The following is a 16796-nucleotide window of genomic DNA, read 5'->3' on the forward strand; positions in this document are numbered from 1 at the left end:
TGAGATTTAATAATCGAACTCAGGTTAGTAGTTTGTAAAATAACGTCAATGGTACCGGAGTGCAACGCAGTCGAGAACCCGAAGATTCTCTGCGAAGCAAAATCTGTCGAGATAGATCTCTCCATTTCGCTGCGCTACAGGAGATGACGACCTTTCTTTTGGAATCCGTCAATGATAGCTTGTCGAAGGCCCTATTTTAAATATCTTACAAGGCGTTTCGACAAGCTCACATAACAAATTAGAAGTGAATTACAATTTATGATACAGCTTCTTTATAATCCTGTGATGCATTTAAGCTTAATTTAAATCAAAACGATCTAAATTCATTACTTTATTCCAGGTGGCCACAAAGTCTTTTACAAATTTGCCTTGTGCATCTGTACTTGCGTATACCTCTGCAATTGCCCTAAGCTCTGAATTAGAACCAAATACCAGATCGGCACGGGTTGCGGTCCACTTTGGCTGACCAGTTGAACGGCTGCTTCCGATATAAAGTTCTTTATCTTCTGCAACAGCTTTCCACGCGGTTTCCATATCCAATAGGTTTACAAAAAAGTCGTTCGTTAACTGGCCGGGTTTTTCGGTTAAGACACCATTTTTCGAACCATCAAAATTTGTATCTAACGCACGTAAACCACCTACCAACACCGTCAATTCAGGTGCTGTTAAAGTTAGCAACTGGGCTTTATCAATCAGGAATTCTTCTGTAGGAACAGGAGATTTTGAATTACGGTAGTTACGGAAACCATCAGCAGCTGGCTCTAAATAACCAAAAGATTCTACGTCGGTTTGTTCTTGCGAAGCATCCATTCGGCCTGGTGCAAAAGGCAGTGTAACTGAATGCCCGGCAGCAGCAGCAGCTTTTTCTACCGCAGCAGCACCTGCCAATACAATTAAATCGGCCAGTGAAACTTTTTTGCCTTCAGCTTGTGCACCATTAAATTCTTTTTGGATTCCTTCCAATACGCCCAATACTTTCTGCAATTGTGGAGGATTGTTAACTGCCCAATCTTTTTGAGGAGCCAAACGGATCCGTGCACCATTGGCACCGCCACGTTTATCAGAACCGCGGAAAGTAGAAGCCGAAGCCCATGCAGTAGAAACCAGTTCGGCCACACTCAATCCTGAAGCCAATACTTTTGCTTTTAATGTTGCGATATCACTTTCGTTAATCAATATATGGTTAACCGCAGGTATTGGATCTTGCCAAAGCAATTCTTCTTGTGGTACATCTGGCCCTAAGTAACGTGCCAAAGGCCCCATATCGCGATGGGTTAATTTAAACCATGCCCTAGCAAATGCATCAGCAAACTGATCTGGATTTTCTAAGAAACGTCTTGATATTTTTTCGTAAGCCGGATCGAACCTTAAAGAAAGGTCGGTGGTAAGCATCGTTGGCAGATGTTTTTTCGATCCGTCAAATGCATCAGGAATAATGGCGGCTGCATTGATGGCTTTCCACTGGTGTGCACCGGCAGGGCTTTTCGATAATTCCCATTCAAATCCAAACAGGTTTTCGAAGAAATTATTGCTCCATTGTGTTGGCGTTGTGGTCCAGATTACTTCTAATCCACTCGTAATGGCATCAGCTCCCTTGCCAGAAGCATAACTGCTGTTCCATCCTAAACCTTGGCTTTCGATACCGGCGGCTTCAGGCTCTTTGCCCACGTGATCTGCTGAAGCAGCACCATGGGTTTTACCAAAGGTATGCCCGCCAGCAATTAATGCTACCGTTTCTTCATCATCCATTGCCATGCGGCCAAAAGTATCCCGGATATCTTTCGCAGCAAGGATTGGGTCTGGGTTTCCATCAGGGCCTTCAGGGTTTACATATATTAATCCCATTTGCACGGCTGCAAGTGGTTTTTCTAAGTTACGTGAGTGAACATCACCATCGGCATTGTCATCCGTAACCACTACACCATGCGCCTTATGTGCGCCATCAGAACCGTGTGCATAACGGAGATCGCCACCCAGCCAGGTTGTTTCTGAACCCCAATATACCGATTCATCAGCTTCCCAAACATCCTCACGCCCACCGGCAAATCCAAAGGTTTTAAAGCCCATCGATTCTAAGGCAATATTACCAGTTAAGATCATTAAATCTGCCCACGAAATTTTGCGCCCGTATTTTTGTTTAATCGGCCAAAGTAATCTGCGGGCTTTATCAAGGCTCACATTATCCGGCCAGCTGTTCAGCGGAGCAAAACGTTGTAATCCGGCACCAGCACCACCACGGCCATCGCCCACTCTGTAGGTTCCGGCACTGTGCCATGCCATGCGGATAAATAAACCTCCATAGTGACCAAAATCTGCCGGCCACCAATCTTGTGAATCCGTCATCAGTGCATGAAGGTCTGCCTTTAATGCGGCTAAGTCTAAACTTTTAAAAGCTTCGGCATAACTAAATTCGCCGTCCATTGGGTTGGATAAGTTAGAATGCTGACGCAAAATACCCAACTTTAACTGCTTTGGCCACCAGTCGCCATTTCGGGTACCGCCACCACCTACATTACTTTTCATGCTGCCATTATGAAACGGGCACTTGCTAATATCGTTCGATTCTTTTTCCATATATTTTTTGTTAGTATAATCTAATTCCTTATTAAAGCTTAACCGGAATATTATAAATTTAGAGAATTGAAAGAACTAATCACAATCATTTAATTCTATAATGGAATAGTTAGAATCTATTTCTACACTATATCAGCAATTTAGGAGGATGCCAGGGCTTAGATCATTAAAATTTAACCTTATGTTAATCCTTCCTTAAAATAAAAAGGCTCACTAAGTATTTAACTTTTGGAGGATTGATGTAACTGGCTTTGTCAGAATATACCCAGAAATTTCTTCTTCTTTTTACCGTTTTGTTTCCGGGCTTTTTCGGTTGCTTTTACTTGCTGAGCCCATTGTAATTTTTCTTTCCGGATGCTGTCTTCCCTCGCTGTTTGCAGCGCTTGTCTGTATTGTTGATTTGCGATTTCAAATGGCGACCGGTATGGGGTTGTCGGCGAGGCCGTAATATCATTGTTTTCTGTCTTAACTAAGCTGTAAACTACAAAGGCAACAACTAAGGTGCAGGCAGCAGCGTAACCTAAAAAAGCCTTTCTTGGCGCATGGATGTAATTTTCCTGGTGATATTCACCAGTCGAACTATTGTATTTTATTCCAGCCTTGAAAGCAAGGGGTTTTAATGCTGCCAGCTCTTTTTCAAGCTTTTCGTTCTTTTTCTGTGTCTCACCATATAAACCGGCATAATGTAAGGCTTCGTTGGGTATAGTATTTTCTCTGTGCCTGATGTCTTGTGGTACCGACAATATTCCCGCATTAACTGCCTTCTGCAGTTCCATTCCATTGGCATACCGTTCATCTGGATTTTTTTGCAGGCATCGCCCGATCAGCTCAATCAACCAGTGGGGTACCTGCATTTCCGCCTTAAGAATATCTTCCTGAAACGTATTTTCCAGATTGCTTTTACGCAGTGACATGGCATTTGGGATTTCCTTTTCAAGATGTGAGATCATGACCGTATTGCGGGCGGTATCGCCTCCTCCTTCGAGTGGAAAAGGAACCTGCCCGGCCAGGAGTTCATACAGGATGATACCGTAACTATAGATGTCTGTCTGTAACAGCATTTTTCCCTCATGCTGCTCGGGTGCCATAAACTCTACTGCCCCGGCATGGCGAATGCTTGTTCTACGCTGCTCTTCACTCATAATGGCCAGGCCAAAATCCAATAGTACATAATTGGCAGTCTGCATATTGTACTTCACATTATTGCTTTTAATATCGCCATGTTTGACCCCAACCTGATGACAGTGTGCAAGTGCTGCGGCCAGTTGTTCAGCGACTTTCAAGAGTTCTTTAACGGTGAAAATTTTTTGATGCGGAGGCAATAGCAGTTCGCTAAGTTCGGGGCCTTCGATGTATTCCATTTCTATATAAGGAAAGGATCCGCTATCGGTAATCCCCCAACTGAGTATCTTCACCACATTCGGGCTGGGATGGGTATTTACCTGCTGCAGTTTATTCACTTCATTGAGAAAATTCCGGTAGTTTTTATCGCTTTCATCTTCCACGTAAATTGGTGTGGGGATAAGTTTAATGGCAGAATAAACCGGCCCCATGCGCATCCCTTTGTAAACAGATCCCTGCCCACCGGTTTTTAAAGCTCCAAGGTTTTGTAGCCCTTCTGTAATTGTAAAAATTTACTCATGATGCTACGGCTTAAAGCTAAACTCCAATACGACCGATTCACCTAAGATAATCTGATCTCCCTCGGCTAATTCCTGCCCGATCTGGGTGGCATGGAGTTTTACCGTCTTTTCGGTAAGCGCTGAACGCAGTTTGACCTTATTGCGGGGCGGTATCCCACCTTCATCTGCAAAGATTACAAATTTGGCTGTGTTTGTATCCCATTCGATATGCGCATGCTGTCGGCTGATGTACTTATTTCGTTCATCATCACTTTCCGATGGAAATGCAATGTGGTTGGTGCGGAAATAACCTTCATCAGACTGTGCCTTTTCATCTCTGCCGATATTGTATTTTCCACCCGAGGAAGTTATTTCGTAGATTGACTGTAAAGTCTTGCCGCTAAGTGCTTTCAGGTAGGCTTTAGCCTGTTGCTTAACAAAATGGGTTTTGGTTTTGACCAACAGTGCTATCGGCAGATTTTGCATTTCTACCGCATCGTCCGGAAAGACTTCATCGAAAGCAACTGTGACTGACCAGCCTGAGGGCAGATCTAAGGAATAGTCATCACTAATACGTTGTATCTCATTTTTTAACTGATCGGGATCCTCCGTAAACACGGCAGCTTCATACACATGGCGCGCTGCAGGGCTGCAGTGGATAAAAATACCCAAACCTTTGATATTTGCGCCTTCTCCGCCCTCCGCTTTTTGTAACTCCTGTTTTACAAACTGTAGTAATGCGTGCCTGATTCCCTTCACATCATCGGGATGTTCCCCACTTGCGCTTTTGAAGAGGTCGAATATCATTTTCATCTGTATATTTTGTTAATGCTTTGCTACTGTGTTATAAAAATATGGAATTGAACATCTGCTCTATTCCCAATTTGTGGTGAAGCTATACAAATTATTGATTGATGGTTTGAGTTAAAATGTTTCATCTCTTCAATTAAGTTCCGGTATAGTCGCATTGTCATCAGTTTTGGCCGAAGGAACAATGCTTTTAATATAGTCACCTTCTTTTAAGAACGGAATCACATGTTTGCCGGCCAATCGTACTGCGTCTGATGATCCTTTGGTCGCCTCAATGCGTATGCATACTACAATATGACCATTGCCGGTTGCAGTCGGTGCAAAAAACACATACCAGCCATCATTAATCTGCTGTTTCTTCCAGATCCGCTCCGGTGTACCTGTTTTACCGGCAACGGCCAGCCCAAGCGTTTGCACTTTTGGACTGCTCTGTTTGATCATGTACTCCTGCATTAACCTGGCGTACGCCGGATTGTTTACCAATTTCGTACCAGTTTTTATCGCCTGCGGCTGGTCGCTTACTTTAAGTACAAACCTGTTTGCAATCATATTTCCATTATTTGCAATCCCCGCAGCCATTCTTGCCACTGCCGCTGGGGTTGCAATAAGTGCACCCTGCCCCCAAGACATTCCGGAAATTCCCTTTGCCCTGGTCTTTCGGATATTGTTGGGATCATACTTTGGTTTGGTATTGAATTCGGTTCTGCGCCAAAGTTGTTTCCATTTTTCTTCCTGTACTGCGTTTTCGCTGGGCTTATTGTAATAATACCCTCCTGCCCCATGTAGGAACATGCCTGTTTTTAAGTACAGCTCACCCATGTTTTCCTGCAGCTGCTCCTGGTTTGCAAGTTTGATGAAATAGACGTTGTTGGATTTCACCACCGCCCGCTCCAGATCAATCCATCCCGTTTCGTCCGGCTCGATACCTTTTGTACGGATACGCTCCCAGGAGGCCACCTGGTATTTTTTTTCGGCAGCGGCCATGCCCAGTTTATTGAAGGATGCCATGGCGGTAATCAGCTTAGCGGTTGAGCCTGGCTGTGTGAAATTGGTAAAGCCAAGGTCAGCGGTCGTTGTCCACCCCGAAAGCTGGTTCTGTTCTGCATTGGTCATGGTCAACCGTTCCCAATCATGTATGGGTGGCAGCGGATATACGGCTGAAGTAAGGACATCGCCAGAACTTGCTTCCATGATCACTACAGAAACCCGGTTATCCGATAATGAAGTGTCACGGGCAATGGACTTTTGGATCTTGGTCTGCAGACCGGCATCCATGGTTAACTGTACATCGCGGTTTTTATTTTTAAAATCTTCCACCTCTTTGCTGCTGATTCCGGCAAGGAGTAACGGAGAAAGTGCGGCGTAATCTTTTTTCACGACCGTCATTTCCTTAACTCCCCGTGCAAGGAAACGGTTTTCGCTGTATCTCTTTGCAAGTACAGTAAAGCTCTTTACAGGCAATTTAAAGCCGCGGAGTTCGGCCGCGTGTTCATAATCGGCAAAATAGCCATTAACACTTCCATTAAATATGCCTGAATTTGCATCGCCTGTCCAAAAAAACAGTTGTTCTTCGAAAGGATAATACCGGTCTAAACGCTGATGTACCGCAGAATCGAGATTGTAATTCGGGATACCCGCACCGATGAGCTTAAAATGTTGCGCCTTCACACTGTCGACGTTGCTGGTTGCCATTAAAATTCCCTTGCGGTCGTGTATGGTTCCAGCTTTTAAACGGCTCATCAATATTGCGATACGGGGATTGTAACTGAACATTCTAGCGCCGCTACGGTCGGCTACCAAGGCTGGCTGTACTACCCATTTCCGGTTGTTAAGTACATAGCCTAATACATTAGCGCCCAATAGCAGGATGCCCAAACAGGCGGCAATTAGGGCCGGCACCAGGTTTTTGTCCTGCGCTTTGGCGATGTACTGCATCTGTACTTCGCTGCCCCGCACAGCAGATACCGACATCAAAAATCCGGCGGCTAAGAAATTGAGTACGAGTGATGATCCTCCATAACTTTGAAAGGGCAGGGATACCCCAGATAGCGGTAGCGCTCCGGTAGAACCACCTGCTATGAGCAGGAACTGTACAAAGGTGGATACGCCGACCCCTGCACTTAAATAAAAGAGAAATGGTGATCCGGTCCTCCTCCCGATAATAATGGATCGGTGCAGGTATAACAGGAACAGCAGAAAGATGCACAATATGCCCATTAATCCAAATTCTTCACCTATCGAAGGTAAGATCATATCAGTATGTGCTTCAGGGATAGTTTTGGCAAAGCCCTGCCCCACGCCCTGCCCTGTCGCGCCACCTGTAGACATGGCCCACAGACCGTTGGCCACCTGGTCGCCGCCATACACTTCATTGTTCCAAGCATCCTGCCAGATGGCTTTGCGATCTCCCAGGCGTTGTACCGGACCAGGAAATACGCGGTCAAGATATGGAATCTGATCTATCGTTAAAAAAGCCGACATGATCACCAGCACCATGATGGCGGACTCACTGAGCTGCCTGCGCCCGAAAAACATCAGCGTACCGACCAAAAGCAAGGTAACCCCAGTGGATATCCATACGTTTTCAAAAATCCATGAGGCCAATACGTATAACACGATAGCGCCTGCCATGAACATAAAATCGCCCCGCGAGAATGAAAACAGTATAATAAAGGTGAAACAAACCACCATCGCCGGACCAAGGTCTCCCAATATCAGAAATAACATGAGGGTCAACAGTATCGCCAATAGGGCAAAGGAGAAAAATGACCATCTTTTTTTCCAGCTCATATATTCACTGATCAGTTTCTCGTTTACGGCAAAAAATCCTGCAAGAAAAAAAATGATCAGATACTTTACCACTTCACTGGGCTGAAATCCGAACAGGTTTACCTTTACACCACTTCCTTCTGGCCCGGTTCCGAATAAGATAGTGAGTGCCAGCAATCCAATGGCGGCCAGGGCCCAGGGCCAGCCGTTTGCGGCCGATCGGATGTTCTTAAATAAAAGCAGGCGGTAAAGCCAGGTATCGGTATTGAAACGGCGCAGTTTAATGCACAGTATCAATAAGATGCCTCCAAAACCCATTAGCAGATATAGAAGGGAATCTTTAGCTAAAAAACGGTCGCGCAGCGGATCCTGCAAACTCAGCAGCATCAGAAATGAGATGCCAGTAAGCATCATCACTACGGGCAATATCACCTGATCGGCAGTGCTGAATTTCCATGACAGGATGAAGTGGACAAGTAAAAATCCACCGATCAGGCTTCCGCAGATGATCATAAACCACTTGTTGAATTCCTCGGGTGTTCTGATGATCAGTGATTTTTCCTTTTTTAGGATATTGAAGTCCCTGGTAGAGAAAAGCTTTATCGTATGTGGACGCTGTTCAAATGCGAAGACGGTATTTTCATCAAGGTTTTGTACGCCCTTTGAAGCGCCAAACTGAAAACCCGGTTTTAAAGGCAATATTTTGAATGCCTGGTTGCCGAGCAACTTGGCAAAAGTGAATTCCCCTGCAGTACCGGTACGGGCATAGGCGGTGAGCTGGAGTAATTTCCGTTTACCGGCAGTATCCAAAGTATAAACCTTTGTAATACCATTTGCTTTTTCAGTTATATTTTTGATGGTTTCTGTCGGCTCGTCGTTATAAATACTGTCCTGCGGTAAAATCATTTCCAAACGGACTAAAACACCAGGCGCAGTTTTTTTATTCTCTACGATTTTCCCACTGATATCATGCTCGCCCATGCCGAGATTTAGCTGGGAAAGGTATGCGCGGGGATTACTTTGCTCCTGGTCGAATTTAAGTGAATCATCACCGGTATAACCAAGCAATGCCCGGGATGCCAGCACCCTTGCTTTAAATGATTTCCCCCCTTTTTTATAGGCCTCATCTGCAGGTAAAAAGTACCTGCGTTTGTTCACTTCGCCAATATTGTCGAGTTGCCCGGCATTAGGCGTTGCAGATGCAATGGTTTTTTCTATCAGATCAATGTCCCGCTGATCTTCAAAATAGTAACCTTTTTTAAGTAGGTCACGGATATGTTCGGCAGGTTTTTCAGCATTCAGGTTAACCATCGTGCCGGCTTTTAAGCGTGGCGCAACTTCTGCAAATCTGGGCTGAATGATCGCGTATAACTGGTAGAAGAAGAGTGCGAGAACGGTTGCGATGGCTAATATGAAGATGCGTTCCTGAGCCCGGTTCACTTTGACTGCTCCTTTATTCTGCTCCATTTTTCGAATCTGCGGTTTTAGGGGTATTACCTTTTAGTGGACTAATCTTCATCAATTCTGCATTTACCGGTTTCCCGTCAGGGAAATGGATGTTATTCTGTACCGGGATTAAACAATTGGTGAAGGTGACATTTTTGAGTAACAGTGCCTGGTCTGAAATGGCGATAGCGGTAGCGAAGCCTTTAAACTGCAGGCTGTCAAGCTTCAATAGTCTGGATGGAGCGCGCATCGTTATGGCTGCACCTTTGTATCCGCTATCCGCTTGCAGCACAATGCCCTTTGCGATAACATACAGGGTATCTTTCCGCAGGCTTAATGTATCGCTGATCAGTACCGGACTTTTAAAAATCGAGTCGGATAGAACCAGGGTGTCCCCTACGGCATGGTCAAATGCATCTTGCAGTAACTGCTCCTGGCTATTTCTCACCTTTTGTTTTGTTAATGGATTAAGGGTAGAGACCTTTTCTGTAGTGTGCGGGTTCTGCAGGTACAAAAATACGGTTGTGCCAAGGAGGATGACGCATAAAATAACCAGCGCAGTGAACCAATAATTTCTTTTGGGCGCTGCATGAGTTGCCGGTTCTGGATTTTCAGGCGGCCGTATGGCTTCATTATTTTCTGTCTCTGCTACCTGTACCTTTTGTGTAAAGTCTGGTCTGGTGGGTGTTACCTGTTGAGGCTTTTTGTTGTTCTGCAGTAGCACAACGGTGATGTTGTCACGCCCGCCGTTTTCATTGGCAAGCGCGATGAGATTGCCTGCTTTTTTAGCAAGTGTATCTCCTTGTAAAAGCAGGGTAGTAATATCCTGCCTGTTTACCATATCGGTCAGCCCATCACTGCATAATAAGAGGAGATCGCCCGGCAGGAAAGGAGATTGACCGGTTTCAATATAACTCTCATCGGTAGCAATCTGATCACTGAAACCGATCGCCTTATTAATTTCATTACGTTTTGGATGCTGCATAGCAGCGGCCTCATCCAATCTTCCCGAATCTTCCAGAAAACCTACAAATGAATGGTCTTTAGAGATTTTAATCAGCGATCCGTCCCGCAGCAGATATAATCTGGTATCGCCAACGTGCGCATAATAAAATTGATTCTGCTCAATATCCGCAATTACCATAGTGGCCACGCAGGCCATTTCGGAAAGTTCTGCCTCTGTTTGCTTTTTGGCAATGATCATTTCATTTGTATTCCTGAATGCGCTGATCATCTGCGAGATTGGATCGGCCGGACGACCTGAGAATTGCATTGAAATCTGTTCTGTAGCAATACCCGCTGCTACTTCGCCGCCGTGATAGCCACCTACACCGTCTATTACAGCTGCCAAAATCAACTGATCGCTGGTGAGGGACTTAACAATAAAGCTGTCCTCGTTGTTGTCTCTGGATTTGCCGGTGTCTGTGAGGCCAAAAAACTGTTTATCCATTTTTATTACGGGAATTTTTAATGTCTTTAAAATGAACGATCATCAGCGCAACGACCAGTGATAACAATAAAATTGATAGCAGTTGCGACATAGGTTAGGATTTAAATAGGTTTATACCGATTATGCCGTTGAGCAACATTCTGGAGTTCAGCGGCAAAGAAACCCATTGTGGTGAATTAATTTCGCTGCGTGGTACCAAAACCTCGTTCAAAGTAGTAAGTTCGCCGAAAGAAGCTAAATAGAAATTACCGTCTGTTTTGTTATAGCGGATGTGTAGGTGTGGTGAATTGGCCCATTCTGAGGCGATCTTGAAAATATTGGAATCTTCGCGTTCGTCATCGTTACCCGAAACGATAGTATCTTCTGTTTTAATAAGGAACTCGATTTTTTTGCCCGAAAACTGCTTATCGGGTATGATGGCTTCCAGTCGGCCGAGAACAGCCTCGTCCTTGGACGGGGTCGTATTACCATCAACATATTCCAATTGAGCATCGTATGGGATTTCCATATAACCTTCGCTGTAATAAGTAAAACCCTTTAAAATATCGTTGTTGATATCGAATGTCTGTGCAATACCGGTTTGTCGGGGAATGAATGTTACACGTAAATTTTCCGATTTCTGATTGTTGTCTGGCAACAGTTTTCCGATAAAGCCCTTATCGCCCCTTGCGTAATCCGGATGTGATACCAACCGGAATACCCATTTTGAGCCGGATGGTTCTACATTTTTCCCGGCTTGCCGGTGTTCTCTTAAAATCGCATAGAATTTTTTGACAGTTTCCTGTACGATTAAACCCAAAATCCCTTGTTTATTGTCTATAAATTCACGGTAATCTTCAGCATTGAAGGTGATAATGAATTCATGATAAAAAACGATGCGATCGGCAAAAGATAATTCCCTGATGGACTCCTTAAATTTATCTACGATAAAGCTGTAGATGGTTTCCGGAGTGAGTTGCGGTGTTTTTTGGTCACTGCTCTTGTTTTCATCGGTTAGAAACCAATCCTGAATACCGATACGCTGCCAGAAATTTGATTTTGTTTCCATAAGTTAGGGTGCCTATGCGGCGGTTAAGGGCAATTGTTTTTTAAAAATTAAAACTGTACAGGGCTAACTGAAGTATCAGGCTTAAGGTCTTCTGTGCTATCGGCAGCTTTATCTCTGGCTTTTTTGATCTCCGCGTTAATTGCACTATCCACCAGCCGCTTTGTTGCCGCTGCTTCAGCCAGCTTGCGCTGATTCGCGATTCTCCTTCTTTCCTGTGCTGTGGTATCAACTGCCGGAGGGATGGAATCTATGGTTTGAACAGCTTGCTGTGCCTGCGGCTCGCTGCGGAACTGGGAATAGCCCAAGAAAGCAATCAATCCAATAATTGAAATGATCATAAACGCAAATGCAAAATGAGGCAACAGTATACCTTTTCTTTCTGGGGCCTGCGCTGTACTTTCCAGAGCCAATACCTGTTTGCGGAGCATTTCGTTCTCCGCTTTGAGCGAATCCATAGCTGAATGGTCTATGGGTAAAACATTGCCCGATAAGCTTCCGCCAAGCACCGCTTCATGCAAGGTCATTCCATCGCTGTATCTGAGCATAGGATCTTTCTGCAGGCATTTTTCGATCAGTTTTAGAAGCCAATCCGAAACCTGCATTTCACGGGTTTTCTGTTCCTCGGTCCAGTCCGTGGGTAAGTTTGCCCTGCGCAAGTTAATCACATCAGGCACTTCACTTTCCATATGACCGATCATTACCGAATTACGCCCTGTATCACTATTTCCAGGTAGAGGAAAGGGAACCTGACCTCCGAGTAATTCATATAAGATGATGCCATAACTGTAAACATCGGTTTGCAGCAGCATTTTGCCTTCATTTTGTTCGGGCGCCATAAACTCCACCGCACCTGCATGCCGGATGCTACTCCTACGCTGCTCCTCACTCATAATGGCAAGTCCAAAATCCAGTAACACATAATTCGCTGTGTGCAAATTGTATTTAACGTTATTACTTTTAACGTCGCCATGTTTTACCCCGAGTTTATGGCAGTGCTCAAGGGCGGCAGCGAGGTGTTGCGCCACTTTTATAACTTCGCTTAGCGTAAATATCTTTTGGTGTGGGGGTTGGAGCAACTCACAAAGGTCAGGTCCTTCTATATATTCCATTTCTATAAATGGGAAGGATCCGCTTTCGGTTATGCCGAAACTGAGCATTTTTACAACATTCGGACTGGGATTCTCATTTACCTTTAGCAACTTTGCTACCTCGTTTTCAAAATTGCGGTAATTTTTATCATCGCGGTTCTCGTTGTATATTGGGGTAGGGATTAATTTCACTGCGGAGTAGATTGCACCTATACGTTTCCCTTTATATACCGATCCTTGTCCGCCCGTTCGCAGCGCTCCTAAATTCTCCAGTCCTTCTGTAATTGTAAATACTTTACTCATATTTCTCCTAATAACAATTATAAGGATTTTTTGTTGCCTATTAATAATATAAATATGATGGAGGCTTACACAGCCCAATCCTTTTTTTACCTGGCCAGTAGGAAATTCCTACTGTTGCCGGCAGTCCCCGATGTATAACATCGGTTGGTTGAAATAATAACTGACGCTGCTAAAATAAAGTATCCAGGTTTCATCTTATTTATGGAGCCATTATTATGCCAGAACCCAGGTTGGTAACGCAACAAGGTCATTAGTACGATTAAAAAGTGGTGGGTCCGAACTTTCGCCGACTCATCTATTGAATTATATGCGTTATTTGGTCAAAAAAAAACAACTAAACAGCAAAAGAAGCTTGCAATCAATGATTTGCAGACTTTTAGTTTTTTTCAATGATTTCTGATACTGATTCCAGTGGAGCCGAAGGGTGTCGAACCCTTGTCCGGTTGCAAAGCCAGAAAGGCTTTTGGCAAAATCATTAAACAATACAGCTATTAAAGGATCACAATCACATCAGTCGACAAGCGCTTTTGCATCTTTTAATTCTTTTCGGAGTGTTCAAGACTTATCCTCAAAGTAAAAAAGAAATCCACTTCATCTCTCAGGAAAGAAAACCTGGAAAATTCACAGCGACCACCATCTTTTTGTCTCTGAATTCCTGGCGTTGGTCGATTAGCTTCCCAGGCTGGTATAATGCTGCGATTTGCGCTGAAACGTTTCCAGTGCTTGCACGTCTTAATATCAGAACAATCAATAAAAACATTATAAAAATTAAAATTCAAAGCATATGAAAACTTTATTCAAAACATTATTCGCATCATCTTTAGCATTAGTATTATCTACTTCAGCAGTATTATCAGCTAACGCATCTGAAACCATCAAACCTGTTCACGCTTCAAAAGCATTGAGCTTCAAACGCATCAAAGTAAAAGGAAATGTAGAATTGACCATTATACAGGGAAAACGTACCGGTATCAGCTATGCAGATGAAAACACTGGTAAAGTTAAGGTTGTACAGAGCGGAGATGGTTTAGAGATTACCTCGTTGGATAACAGCGACGCAAAACTTACCATTTACGTAAATGATATTTATCGCATCCAAGCAATGGATAACGCTAAAGTAAAAACACAGGGTAAAATCAACACGCAATATTTGCAGGTTTTCTTAAGCGGAAATGCATCACTAGACTTAAACTCACAAACTGACGGATTGTATACTGTGATCGAAGATCATGCTGATTTAACCTTAAGTGGTTCAACTGGCGACCATATGCTCGTAATGGGCAAAGGACAAAAGCTGACCATGGATAAATTCGTTGCAGCTAATACAAAAACCAGCCTAAACACTGAAAATGCACTAGCTTCCCTTAGCAAATAAAAAAAGAATTATATTTTGGTTCAGGCGGTCTGTTTACGGACCGCCTTTTTTGTTTGATCGATACAGGTCTGTTCTGGATCACTTCCACAACGGGTTTTCTCCCTCAATTACATCAGATAGGATATGCCGTTTCGCTTTTAGGTTCTGAGAGTACAAAATAACTTTGAACAGTTGTGATATTGGGCAGTGTAGCGAGTTTGTTCCGCAGAAATTCGTGGTAATCATCCATATCCCTAGTAGCGATACGGAGAATAAAATCGTGAGCACCGGTCATCTGCAAACATTCCATTACCTCACCAAACTTCGAAACTTCCATTTCGAATTCGATCAGGGTTTTAGCCGTATGTTCTTTCAACAGTACATGCGAAAAAGCGATCAGGTTTCTGTTGATCTTTTTCCGGTCGAGAATGGCCACAATTCTTTTAATATAACCTTGTTCCTTTAGTCGTCTTATCCTTTCATGGATAGTGGCTATAGACTTATGCAGCTTCAAGGATACTTCCTTATTGGTTAAAGAGGCATCATGTTGCAATAATTTTAGTATTTCTACATCAACCTGATCTAAATCTCCGTGGGTCATAAACGTTAATAAATTGAAAAAAAATATAATGAAAGTTAAAAAATCAAGCCAAAACTGAAATAAAGACTAAATAATAATCAAAAAAGCAGAAATTTTCTGTAAAAAACAACATGTGTTGATGTAAAAAATTATAATACTGAATTTTACCGAAATAAAAATCAACCAAAATAACCATTGCTATCCGATCTAATCAACAGCTATGACCACAATAACAGCAAATAAAATGACTTCTGCCATGGAGGGGAAATTCGAACATTTATCGCTTCTGGTTGGTAATACACCCATGCTTGAGCTCACCTACACCTACCAGGGGCGTATAGGCAAAATTTATGTTAAATGCGAGCATTACAACTTAACTGGCAGCATTAAAGACCGGATGGCGCTTTACACCCTAAAAAAAGCGTATGCCGAAGGTAAGATCAAAGCTGGTGATCGGCTTATTGAAGCCACCAGCGGCAATACCGGGATTGCATTTGCGGCCATAGGTAAAGCTTTGGGGCATCCGGTTACCATCATTATGCCAAATTGGTTGAGCAAAGAGCGCATGGATATTATTAAAAGTTTAGGTGCGGAGATTATTCTGGTGAGCAAAGAAGAAGGCGGTTTTATTGGCAGCATTAAACTTGCAGAACAGATGGCCGCAAACGATCCGAATATTTTCTTGCCTCAGCAGTTCGAGAATATCGCCAATCCGGAAGCGCACGAACACACCACAGGTAAAGAAATCTGGGAGCAGTTGTGTTTGAAAAACCTTTCGCCCGATGCTTTTGTTGCCGGAGTAGGAACTGGGGGAACTATTATGGGGGTAGGAAATTTCTTAAGAAATCAAAATCCGGGCATTAAGATACATCCATTGGAACCTGCAGAATCTCCGACCTTAACTACTGGTTATAAGGTGGGCAGTCATAGAATACAAGGCATTTCTGATGAATTTATCCCCGAAATCGTTAAGCTTAACGAGCTGGATGAAGTGCTACAGGTAAACGATGGCGATGCCATACTGATGGCGCAAAAACTGGCCGAAAAACTTGGTTTAGCGGTAGGCATATCATCGGGCGCTAATATAATAGGCGCCATAAAACAACAGCAAAAAATGGGAATTGAAAGCTGCGTAGTGACCATCTTTTCTGATAGCAACAAGAAATATTTAAGTACCGATTTAATGAAGGTAGAACCTGTTAAAACCGGATACATGACCCCTGAAGTAGGTTTTATCGACTACCAGGCCTTTAGCAGATTACATTAATCAAAAAAATCAACAAATAAACCACAACATGAAAAAAATCACCATTTTATGCTGTGCCATATGCCTGATCAGCCTTAGCGCATACAGCCAGATTTTAAAACCTGTAACCTGGAGTTACGCTGCAAAAAAAACCGGGCCGAATACGGCTACTGTTTTCATTAAGGCCACCGTAGATCAGGGCTGGCACCTCTATTCGCAATTTGTTAAAGATGGAGGTCCGGTTAAAACAACCTTTAGTTTTCCATCATCAGGTGCTTATACTCTGGTTGGAAAAACCATCGAACCAAAAGCCATAACCAAATTCGAATCTACTTTTAAAATGGATGTAAGCTACTTCGAAAAGTCAGTAGTATTTCAACAAAAAGTGAAGCTAAAAGGCAAAACCGCAACCATTAAAGGCAATGTAGAGTTTATGGTATGCGACGATAAGCAATGTTTACCGCCAGAACAGGTAGATTTTAGTATTCCTGTAAAATAAGCGCAAA

11 protein-coding genes are annotated in these 16796 nt (G+C 43.5%); 3 read left to right on the forward strand and 8 right to left on the reverse strand.

Annotation, left to right across the window (positions count from 1 at the left end; all coding sequences use genetic code 11):
- Nucleotides 1-297 precede the first annotated feature (297 nt).
- The 7 genes from katG to AW17_RS11915 all read right to left on the reverse strand — a co-directional run bounded on the left by katG (nt 298) and on the right by AW17_RS11915 (nt 13110).
- Nucleotides 298-2574 (reverse strand): catalase/peroxidase HPI, encoded by a 2277-nt coding sequence (gene katG, locus AW17_RS11885; protein WP_029276632.1) that lies wholly within the window; start codon nt 2572-2574, stop codon nt 298-300.
- Nucleotides 2575-2828: 254 nt separating this feature from the next.
- Nucleotides 2829-4208 carry a serine/threonine protein kinase gene (locus AW17_RS11890; RefSeq protein ID WP_280739984.1) on the reverse strand — a complete coding sequence of 460 codons (1380 nt, stop codon included), beginning with the start codon at nt 4206-4208 and terminating at the stop codon, nt 2829-2831.
- Between the two features lie 12 nt (nt 4209-4220).
- Nucleotides 4221-5009 carry an FHA domain-containing protein gene (locus AW17_RS11895; protein WP_245235051.1) on the reverse strand — a complete coding sequence of 263 codons (789 nt, stop codon included), beginning with the start codon at nt 5007-5009 and terminating at the stop codon, nt 4221-4223.
- 129 nt (nt 5010-5138) lie between these two features.
- Entirely contained in the window at nt 5139-9242 is a 4104-nt protein-coding gene (locus AW17_RS11900; RefSeq protein ID WP_029276638.1) for an FtsW/RodA/SpoVE family cell cycle protein, read from the reverse strand.
- On the reverse strand, nt 9229-10671 hold the full coding sequence (locus AW17_RS11905; protein ID WP_051691797.1) for a PP2C family protein-serine/threonine phosphatase: 1443 nt from the start codon (nt 10669-10671) through the stop codon (nt 9229-9231). Before AW17_RS11905 ends, AW17_RS11900 begins: the two co-directional genes overlap by 14 nt.
- Nucleotides 10672-10765: 94 nt before the next feature.
- Nucleotides 10766-11719, reverse strand: coding sequence for a hypothetical protein (locus AW17_RS11910; protein ID WP_029276642.1), 954 nt, complete (start codon nt 11717-11719; stop codon nt 10766-10768).
- Nucleotides 11720-11766: 47 nt separating this feature from the next.
- On the reverse strand, nt 11767-13110 hold the full coding sequence (locus AW17_RS11915; protein ID WP_051691798.1) for a serine/threonine protein kinase: 1344 nt from the start codon (nt 13108-13110) through the stop codon (nt 11767-11769).
- A 784-nt stretch (nt 13111-13894) separates the two neighbouring features.
- On the opposite strand from AW17_RS11915, the gene AW17_RS11920 reads away from it, so the two are divergent.
- Nucleotides 13895-14485 (forward strand): GIN domain-containing protein, encoded by a 591-nt coding sequence (locus AW17_RS11920; protein WP_029276646.1) that lies wholly within the window; start codon nt 13895-13897, stop codon nt 14483-14485.
- Between the two features lie 112 nt (nt 14486-14597).
- Here AW17_RS11920 and AW17_RS11925 read toward each other — a convergent pair whose 3' ends face one another.
- Complete coding sequence (locus tag AW17_RS11925; RefSeq protein WP_029276648.1) at nt 14598-15065, reverse strand: Lrp/AsnC family transcriptional regulator; 468 nt, start codon at nt 15063-15065, stop codon at nt 14598-14600.
- A 199-nt stretch (nt 15066-15264) separates the two neighbouring features.
- Here AW17_RS11925 and AW17_RS11930 point away from each other — a divergent pair, with 199 nt between their 5' ends.
- The gene (locus AW17_RS11930; RefSeq protein WP_029276650.1) at nt 15265-16311 is read left to right on the forward strand and encodes a PLP-dependent cysteine synthase family protein; all 1047 of its coding nucleotides are present in this window, start codon (nt 15265-15267) and stop codon (nt 16309-16311) included.
- 28 nt (nt 16312-16339) lie between these two features.
- The gene (locus AW17_RS11935) at nt 16340-16789 is read left to right on the forward strand and encodes a protein-disulfide reductase DsbD domain-containing protein (RefSeq protein WP_029276652.1); all 450 of its coding nucleotides are present in this window, start codon (nt 16340-16342) and stop codon (nt 16787-16789) included.
- Nucleotides 16790-16796 lie beyond the last annotated feature (7 nt).

This window comes from Pedobacter borealis DSM 19626, assembly GCF_000708285.2.
GTDB classification, from domain to species: Bacteria; Bacteroidota; Bacteroidia; order Sphingobacteriales; family Sphingobacteriaceae; genus Pedobacter; species Pedobacter borealis.